We start from the raw sequence: 8,599 nt of genomic DNA, 5'->3' as shown, positions 1-8,599 counted from the left end.
GCCAGAAACCTATTTAGTCAATCACGAAAGCCGTGGGCCATTCGTTGCGCTCACGATTGTTCTCATCGAACACGGCACTGAACTGCCGCCGGAGGTCAGTCTCTCGCTCGACCACATGGTCGAAGTGGGGACCTTCAAGGCCTATCATCTTCTCGCTGCCGCAAGGGCGGTGACGGACTTGAACATCACAAGAGAGCAGGCGGACGCGCTTGTCGAATTTCTGCCGTCGCTTCTGTTTGCCGCGATCCGGCATTCACGGCCCATCGAAGTCACACTGCAGAAGCTCGCGGCTTCGGTAGCGGAGAAACCGACCTCCGCCTGGGAGCCACGGGTGGAGGAGCTTGCGGGGTACGGCAAGGCCACGGAGTGGGCGCTGAATCTCGTTGACGACATCTCCGCGTGGCGGGATGGCTCCATTTCCTGGAGTGACGTCGATGCCGGGTTGCTGTTAAGCGGCCCGCCAGGGTGCGGCAAAACCTTGTTTGCGAGTGCAGTCGCGAGATCATGTGGCGTCGCCTTTCTAGCGGCATCGAGCGCGCAGTGGCAGGCGCGTGGCCATCTCGGTGACATGCTGAAGGCGATGCGAACGACGTTCCGCAATGCGATCGATGTCGCCCCGGCAATCCTCTTTTTGGACGAGTTCGACTCCTTTGGCTCACGCAAGCTCCTGAGGGGGGACCATGCGTCCTATGGGCTTCAAGTGATCAACGCGCTTCTCGAACTTCTGGACGGCGCCAATGGTCGTGAAGGTGTCGTGGTGATCGCGGCGACGAACAGACCTGACGACATCGATGAGGCCCTACTTCGCCCCGGCCGCCTCGACCGACACATCGCCGTCGAGATGCCTGACCGGGAGGCTCGGGAACAGATCCTTTCTGCCCACGTCGGTTTCGCGCTACCAGCCAACGAGTTGAGGACGATCGCGCTCGCCACCGGGGGCTACTCGGGCGCTGCTTTGCGTCAGCTTGTCCGGGACGCGCGCCGTATCGCAAGGAGGCAAAGCCGACCAGTGTCAGGCTCCGACTTCCTCGCGATTGTACCACCCCGTGCACCGTTCGATAGGAGGGAACGATGGCCTGTGTGCATCCACGAAGCCGGGCACGCGATCGTTGGACTTGCTCTCGGTATCGGTGAAGTCGAAGCGATTGTCGTCGCTCGCCAGGCCGGACATCGCGACGGCAGCATCGCTCACGTTGAATGGCGCAGACCAGCCGTGCGCAATAGAACGCTGCAGGCCTATCGAGACGAAATCGCAATGGTTCTCGCGGGAAGGGCCGCCGAGCGGGTCCTCCTCAATACCTGCTATGACGGCTCTGGCGGGATGGAAGGTTCGGATCTTCACCGAGCTTCCGACCTCGCAACTATCCTAATTGCCGCCCACGGCGTTCAGTCGCTCGGTTTCACGAGCGTGTCCAGTGCCCGAGAACTTGATGAGCTCCGTCGAAGTGATCCGGTTTTGCGACGTAGGGTGGAGCGGCTGCTTGCGGAGGAATTGGCGCGCGCAGAGCAGATGGTCCAGGACCGCAGGACAGTTGTATTTCGCGTCGCAGAAGAAGTCCTGGAGCGCGAGCTGCTACCCGGTGCTGAAGTCGCGCGCATTATGCAAGTACGATAGCGGATCTCGTATTCGGAGGATGGCATGTCAGCGGGTCGAGATACTGACGCGGGCAAAGGCGGCGACGTCCCACCCATCGGCAACACGGTTGGTGACGGTGAGACGTTTGGCGAAGCGCTCTCGAAATCGGGCTTCGAGCCCGCCAAGGTTGGGCGCAAGAGAGTGTCGCAAGGGAAACCTAGGGAGGCGTTGAAGAAGCGGCCCTCCGAGGAGTCGGGCACCGCCCCAGACAATATTCGTTGAAAGAGAACGCAGTAGCCTTCACGGACCTGTTTCACCAGACCATCTTTGCTGCGGAATCCCGATACGGCCTCATACTCTCGGAAAAGCTTGTCGGCGAGGTGGTCGACGGAGTGCTTGAAACAGCGCCGGATATCAGATTGTTGTTGGCATCCGCTGACGGACGGCTCGACTACAAATTGGGTTCGACCAAAGAGTTGCTTGTTTCAGGCTCACTCATACCCGAGCAATTAATCTACCCGACCGTAGCGCCGGATGTCTCCGACGAAATCGATCCGGTCGCACAGTCAGAGACCAACACCACTCCAGGCGACCCAGCGGATCACTCGACTACCAAGACGCTGGGGCGATAAACTCTGCCTGCGCGACGTGGGCTGTTGACGAGTGCATCCGCAGGACAGACCCTTATTGATGAAATCCATAGAGGGAAAACCCATGAGCGACGCCGAGCGAGCCAACCAAATCGTCAAGACCTTCGAGAAAAGAACTCGCAAGAGTGTCTCGGCGCAGGAAGGGAAGAGCCGCACAATCCCTAAGGCGGGAGACAGGCCACGTGCCGGAATGCAGACTCGCGTTTTTTCAGTCACGGGAAAGGTCAAGTCCGAGCAAGTCGATGCCAGCGAGAGGGACTACATTATTGAGGTTCGCGTTCGAGCGCGACGTCGGTCCGACAATTCTCAAAATCCGTCGGCCGCAGGATTTCAAAGTCTCCTCGATGTGCAAGTGAAACGCGATCTGCAAGCGATCGCTGATCGATACCCTCAGGTTCCAGAAGCAAGACTCGCCCCCAACGAAGGTGTAGGCCAATCGACGAATCTGCTACAGCTCCTGCGCACGCTCATGTGATCTCACCGTACCACGCGTAACCGCTTTCGAAGGGCCAAGCCGTCGTCGTTCGAGGTTAAAGCGGCCATGAATGGCGTAAACAAGCGCCAAGCCGTCTTGGAGATCTTGCGAGAGGCGGGCGAGCCGATCTCGGTGACCGACTGCGCGGCGAAGGTTGCGGCCAACCTCCACACGTTCCAACATTGCGTCCCTGGCAACTATGTACGCTCCGGGATCATTTGTTAGTGCTGTGCCCCGCTGCGCCGAAGATCGTTAAGAGGAACGCGCCCAAGCTGTTCCCGTCACTGCTGCGAAGTAGCACGTTTCATGTCCTCGATCGTTAATCGACTTCACACCCCGCCTTTTAACTCAGTAAGTGCATTCTGATATCGCCGCAGCTCTGCGGCGCTCAGGGTCAGTTTCCCACCGTCTGCCAAACGTTCCAAGATCCCATTCTCCAAGAGATGATCTATGGCCAGGCCGACCTCGACAGAAGCCATGCCAGTGGCGGCGGAGATTGCTACAAGAGCCGACCCTGGGTTTTGCCTTACAAAACGCAAGATCAACATCTGGGGCACGGTCAAGCGCGGCTTAATCTGATGGTAGCCACTCAGAGCTCTTTCGTCATCACGATGTCGCCGCTCCACGATCTCAACAGCCGCCCAATCACCAAGGGCGACCAGTCTCTCAAGAATCTGACGGGATTTCTCGCTCTCATCATCGGAGAGCCCATTCTCCGAAATGAGGTATTCGGCCATACCGTTGACGACAACCGCGCCATCCGTAGGCCCGTCGTGGATGTAAATCTTGGGCGGTGAGTTCGTCGACACGACGTTCCGATATCCAGACAACGCGACAACAGCTTCGAAGCTGTACGACTGCTTCCATGTACCGAATTTCTGGCAAGTACCATTTTCACCATTCTGATCTGACATCGCGCCGCTCCATCTGGCTCTACCAATAATATCGCAGATAAAAAGGTGCGCTCCATATCTTCCGCTCGCGAGGACCGGCGATCCGTTCTTCATCGGGCAACCGACATCGCCACCGTCCTGGTGGGCGGTCACGGCGTGTACGGGCTCGGATACACCCGCATGTCCCGTTCTCGGGATCTCGACCAGCTTCGCGCAGGCGATCCCGTTCTGAGAAGGCGAGTGGGGCGACTGCTCTCGGAGGAACTTGCGCGAGCGGAGGAGATTATCCGCGAACGCAGGGACGACGTGAAGCGCGTCGCGGAGGCGCTTCTGCGATCGGAAGTTCTATCGGGGCCTGCCACTAACCGGATACTGGCAGGTGATACCCCGGTCAGGTCGTCGAAGAGATCCAGACCTCGTTTCGCCGATGGGCATCGGTGCCGGGGCGCGGCCTGCCATATGCTGAACGAACTCTAAATGCGCAGCCGAATGCGAGGCCTCGTATCGGCGAACTGAAGCACGGCGCCGCAAAGTTCGTTTCTTTGAGCGCCGCCTGAACTGAAACTCCAGGCGGTGGCTAAGTGCCCGAAACGGCGCGAAAAATCGGTGAGAGCCATTTTGGCTTGCTGTCGAGTCCATTCTCGCTGCCAAGAGCCAAACCTGGTTGCTCCTAACACAAATCGTGATCATTGGAACGGACTCCTCCGTTGACCATTGTCCCATTTCGATTTACGACTAACGAAATACGAAATTCGTCAGTCGTAAATCGAAAGGCAAGAAATGCCGGTGAACAACGATATCGTCGTGGATCAGACGCGGCAGGACAACATCACGCGGATTCTCGACGCCGCCGAGCGGCTGTTCCGGCATTTCGGCTACAGCAAGACCAATGTTGCCGATATCGCCAAGGAACTCGGCATGTCGCCGGCCAATATCTACCGGTTCTTTGCCTCGAAAACGGAAATCCATCAGGCGCTCTGCGGCCGCATGCTCGCGGCCAGTTACCAGATGGCCAAGGAAATCTGCGCCTTGCCGCTGAGCGCGACCGAGCGGTTGCGCCGTTACGTTCACGCGCAGCATCAGATGACCGTCGAGCTCATGCTCGACGACACGAAAGTGCATGAAATGGTGGTCGTTGCCATCGAACGCGAATGGCACGTCATCGACAAGCATATCGACAGGCTGGATGCGCTTCTCGCCGACGTCATTCGCGAAGGCATCGCTGCCGGCGAATTTCCCGAACAGGACGCCGATGCGGCGTCGCGCTGTTTCGGTGCGGCGACAGTCACGCTCTGTCATCCGCAAATGGTTGCGCAGTGTCTCAGCAAGGCAAACCGCGCCGCACCGGAAGAGCTGGTCGAATTCGCGATCAAGGGACTGAAGGTCTAGCCGGACTGCTTCCGGCGCAGCCAAGGGCGGCGTCGGCCTATTTTCAGGAGTGCGACTATGTTTATGCCAATTGAATTTCGCCGCCGTATTTCATTCATTGCCACCATTGCGCTGATCTCGACCCTTTCGGCGACGCTCGCCGGCTGCTCGGAAGAACAGTCCGAAACCTCTCAGATCGTGCGGCCGGTCAAGGTCATCGAGATCGCCCAGGCCGACAACGTGCGCCAGCTCAGCTATTCCGGCGCCGTTCGGGCGCGGACCGAGATGAACCTCGGCTTCCGCGTCAGCGGCAAGATCGTCGAGCGCGTCGTCAATGTTGGAGATCGCGTCAATGTCGGCGATCTTCTCGCTCGCGTCGACCCGACCGACTACGAACTTGCGGTGCGCAGCGCTTCCGCCAATCTGGATGCGGCCGAGCGTCAGGTCGAGACGGTCGAGCTTGTGCGTGACCGCGCCAAGCAACTGCTTGCCCGGAAATTCGCCTCGCAGGCCCAGTTTGACCAGGCGGTGCTGAGCTACAACCAGGCGGTCGCCACACGTGATGCTGCAAAGTCGGCACTGTCGCAGGCGCAGAACCAGGTCGTCTATACGAGCCTCGCTGCTGACCGGCCGGGCATCGTGACTTCGATCAACGCCGATGTCGGCCAGGTCGTCGGCTCGGGCACGCCCGTCGCCACGGTCGCCGTCGAAGGCGAAAAGGAAGTTCAGGTCGCAGTACCCGAAACGGAAATCAGCAACTTCAGGGCCGGATTGCCGGTCAAGGTCGGGATCTGGTCCGATGCGGGCTTGTCGCTCGACGGCACCGTGCGCGAAGTCGCCGGTAGCGCCGACCAGCAATCGCGCACCTTCTCGGTGCGCGTCAGCCTGCCGAACGACCCGCGGGTTCTGCTCGGCATGACCGCCACCATCGAAGCTTCGGCAGGCAATGGTGCGTCGCTCGTCTCGGTGCCCTTGAGCGCGCTGGCGGAGAAGGACGGCTATCCGATCGTCTGGGTCGTCGACCGCGGTACCGAAACGGTTCGCAGCCGCCCGGTCACGCTTGCAGACTTCACCGCCGATGGCGTCCGGGTCACCGAAGGCCTCAATGTCGGCGATCTCGTTGTTGCCGCCGGAACGCAGTTCATGACGGACGACCTCAAGGTGACCATCTCCAGCGATACGACGCACCAGGCTGCTGCCGCTGCCGAAACCGTCGTGCGCTGACGTCACCAGGATTGCGGAACCGAGCCGATGAGGACCTACTCTGCCGAAGAAAAACGGCCCTTCAACCTTTCGCGCTGGGCGATTGCGCATCCGAGCATGGCGCGGTTCCTTTTCGGCCTCATCATTCTTGCCGGTGTCTTCGGCCTGATGCGCATGGGGCAGAAGGAAGACCCGGACTTCACCTTCCGCGTCATGGTCGTCCAGGCCTTCTGGCCAGGCGCCTCGATCGAGGAAATGCAGGACCAGGTGGTCAACAAGATCGAGCGCAAGCTGCAGGAAACGCCGCATCTCGATTTCGTGCGCTCCTATACCCGCGCCGGCAGCGCGATCATCACGCTGCAGGTCGAAGGCGACACCAACGCAGAGCAGGTGGCGGATGCCTTCTATCAGGTCCGCAAGAAGGTCGGCGACATCTCCGGCGAGCTGCCCGAAGGCTTGCTCGGCCCCTATTTCAACGACGAGTTCGGCGACACGTTCATCACGCTCAATTCGCTGAGCGGGGAAGGCTACAGCTATCCGGAACTGAAGAAGTTCGCGATCCAGGCGCGCGACATGCTGCTGACCACGCCGGGCGTCGAAAAGGCTGTCATCATCGGCGACCAGCCGCAGAAGATCTTTGTCGACGTTTCCTCGAAGGTGCTCGCCGAACGCAGCCTGACGCTCAACGATCTGCGCAGCACCATCGCCGGCCAGAACAATATCGACCCTGCAGGTTCCGTCGACACCGGCACCCGCTCGGTGCGCATCTCCGTCGAAGGCGGTCTGGACAAGGTCGAGGATCTGAAGAACCTTCGGCTTCGCGCCGGCGGCCAGGTCACCCGTCTCGGCGATATCGCCAGGGTCACCTCGGGGCTCGAGGATCCCTATTCGCGCAAGTTCCGCTTCAACGGCCAGGACAGCGTGCAGATCGGCGTCGTCATGGCCAAGGGCTTCAAGGTGACGGACGTCGGCAAGGCGGTGGAGGAGACCTATCAGCGCTTCGAGGCGTCCTTGCCCTACGGCGTAAAGGTCGACCAGATTTCCAACCAGCCGGAAGTGGTCAAGGAAGCAGTCGGCGAGTTTATGAAGGCGCTCGGCGAGGCGCTGGCGATCGTGCTCGTGGTCTCGTTCCTGTCAATCGGCTGGCGTTCGGGTCTGGTGATCGCGATCACCATTCCGCTGGTGCTGGCTGCGACATTCGCCATCATGTACGAGCTTGGCATCGACCTGCAGCGGATTTCGCTCGGCGCGCTGATCATCGCGCTCGGACTGCTGGTCGACGACGCCATGATCGTCGTCGAGATGATGGAGAGGAAGCTGGAGGAAGGGCTCGTCAAGGTCGAGGCCGCGAGCTTCGCCTATACCTCGACCGCCTTCCCGATGCTGACCGGGACGCTGATCACCACCGCAGGCTTCATTCCCGTCGGCTTTGCGGCCTCGACCGCCGGCGAATATGTGCGTTCGCTCTTCTATGTGGTCGGCATCGCGCTTGTCGTTTCCTGGTTCGTTGCCGTCTACTTCACCCCCTGGCTCGGCAATATGCTGCTCAAGCAGCGCAGCCATGCCGGCAACCACCACGATGTCTTCGATACACGCTTCTATCGTCACCTCAGGTCGACGGTCGCCTGGGCCGTGCGTCATCGCATCATCGTTCTTTCGACGACGCTCGCCCTCTTCCTCGTCAGCCTCTGGGCCTTCCAGTCCATTCCGAAGAACTTCTTCCCGCAGTCATCGCGGCCGGAGATCCTCGTCGATCTGTGGCTGCCCGAGGGCACCAGCATCAAGGAGGTCGAAAAGCAGGCCAAGGCACTCGAAGCCCGCATGATGGACGACGAGGACAAGCGCTTCATCGCCACCTACATCGGCGAGGGCGCTCCGCGCTTCTTCCTGCCGCTCGACCAGCAACTGCGCAATCCGAACTTCGCCCAGCTCCTCGTGATGGCCAAGGACGAAGCGGCACGCGAACGGCTGATCGCCAAGATGCGTGCGATCCTCGCCGCCGACTTCCCGTCGATCCGCGCAAAGGTCGATCGCCTGTTCCTGGGCCCGCCGACCGGCTGGCCTGTGCAGATGCGCATCATGGGACCGGACCGCGATGAGGTCAGGCGCATCGCCGACCGGGTGAAGGCAAAGTTCCACGAGAACCCGCTTCTCGGCGCCGTTCACGACGACTGGCTGGAGCCGGTCCCGGGCATGAAGCTGGTGATCGACCAGGATCGCGCCCGTGCGCTCGGCGTCACCTCGCAGCGCATCCGCCAGATGCTGCAGGCGAGCGTCACCGGCGCCCCGCTCGACAATTTCCGTGACGGCGAAGAAACGGTTGCGATCGTTGCACGCGAGCCGACGGACAGCCGCAAGCTCCTGAGTTCGGTCGACTCCATCTACATTCCCACGGACTTCGGTGGCTTCGTTCCGCTTTCGCAGGTGGCCAAGG

The 8,599-nt window shown here is 60.5% G+C and carries 7 protein-coding genes; 6 read left to right on the top strand and 1 reads right to left on the bottom strand.

Annotation, left to right across the window (positions count from 1 at the left end):
- From I8N66_RS31840 to I8N66_RS31830, 3 genes are all read left to right on the top strand, one after another.
- Positions 1-1,615: AAA family ATPase (locus I8N66_RS31840; RefSeq protein ID WP_291162745.1), on the top strand; the 1,615-nt coding region annotated here is incomplete at its 5' end.
- A 239-nt stretch (positions 1,616-1,854) separates the two neighbouring features.
- A complete protein-coding gene (locus tag I8N66_RS31835; protein WP_291162743.1) occupies positions 1,855-2,208 on the top strand; it encodes a hypothetical protein in 354 nt (117 codons plus the stop codon).
- A gap of 82 nt (positions 2,209-2,290) precedes the next feature.
- The gene (locus tag I8N66_RS31830; protein WP_291162741.1) at positions 2,291-2,701 is read left to right on the top strand and encodes a hypothetical protein; all 411 of its coding nucleotides are present in this window, start codon (positions 2,291-2,293) and stop codon (positions 2,699-2,701) included.
- A 329-nt stretch (positions 2,702-3,030) separates the two neighbouring features.
- Here I8N66_RS31830 and I8N66_RS31825 read toward each other — a convergent pair whose 3' ends face one another.
- A complete protein-coding gene (locus tag I8N66_RS31825; RefSeq protein WP_291162739.1) occupies positions 3,031-3,615 on the bottom strand; it encodes a hypothetical protein in 585 nt (194 codons plus the stop codon).
- 759 nt (positions 3,616-4,374) lie between these two features.
- Here I8N66_RS31825 and I8N66_RS31820 point away from each other — a divergent pair.
- The 3 genes from I8N66_RS31820 to I8N66_RS31810 all read left to right on the top strand — a co-directional run.
- Positions 4,375-4,983: a TetR family transcriptional regulator gene (locus tag I8N66_RS31820; protein ID WP_291162736.1), complete on the top strand. Its 609-nt coding sequence runs from the start codon at positions 4,375-4,377 to the stop codon at positions 4,981-4,983.
- Positions 4,984-5,046: 63 nt separating this feature from the next.
- Positions 5,047-6,186: an efflux RND transporter periplasmic adaptor subunit gene (locus I8N66_RS31815; protein ID WP_291162748.1), complete on the top strand. Its 1,140-nt coding sequence runs from the start codon at positions 5,047-5,049 to the stop codon at positions 6,184-6,186.
- A 27-nt stretch (positions 6,187-6,213) separates the two neighbouring features.
- Positions 6,214-8,599, top strand: a 2,386-nt coding sequence (locus I8N66_RS31810) for an efflux RND transporter permease subunit (RefSeq protein WP_291162733.1), incomplete at its 3' end; no start/stop codon positions are given.

Source organism: Ensifer sp. SSB1, from assembly GCF_016652895.1.
Classification (GTDB): domain Bacteria; phylum Pseudomonadota; class Alphaproteobacteria; order Rhizobiales; family Rhizobiaceae; genus Ensifer.
Note: the sequence above shows the minus strand (reverse complement) of the source record. Positions and strands in the feature narration are given on the sequence as shown.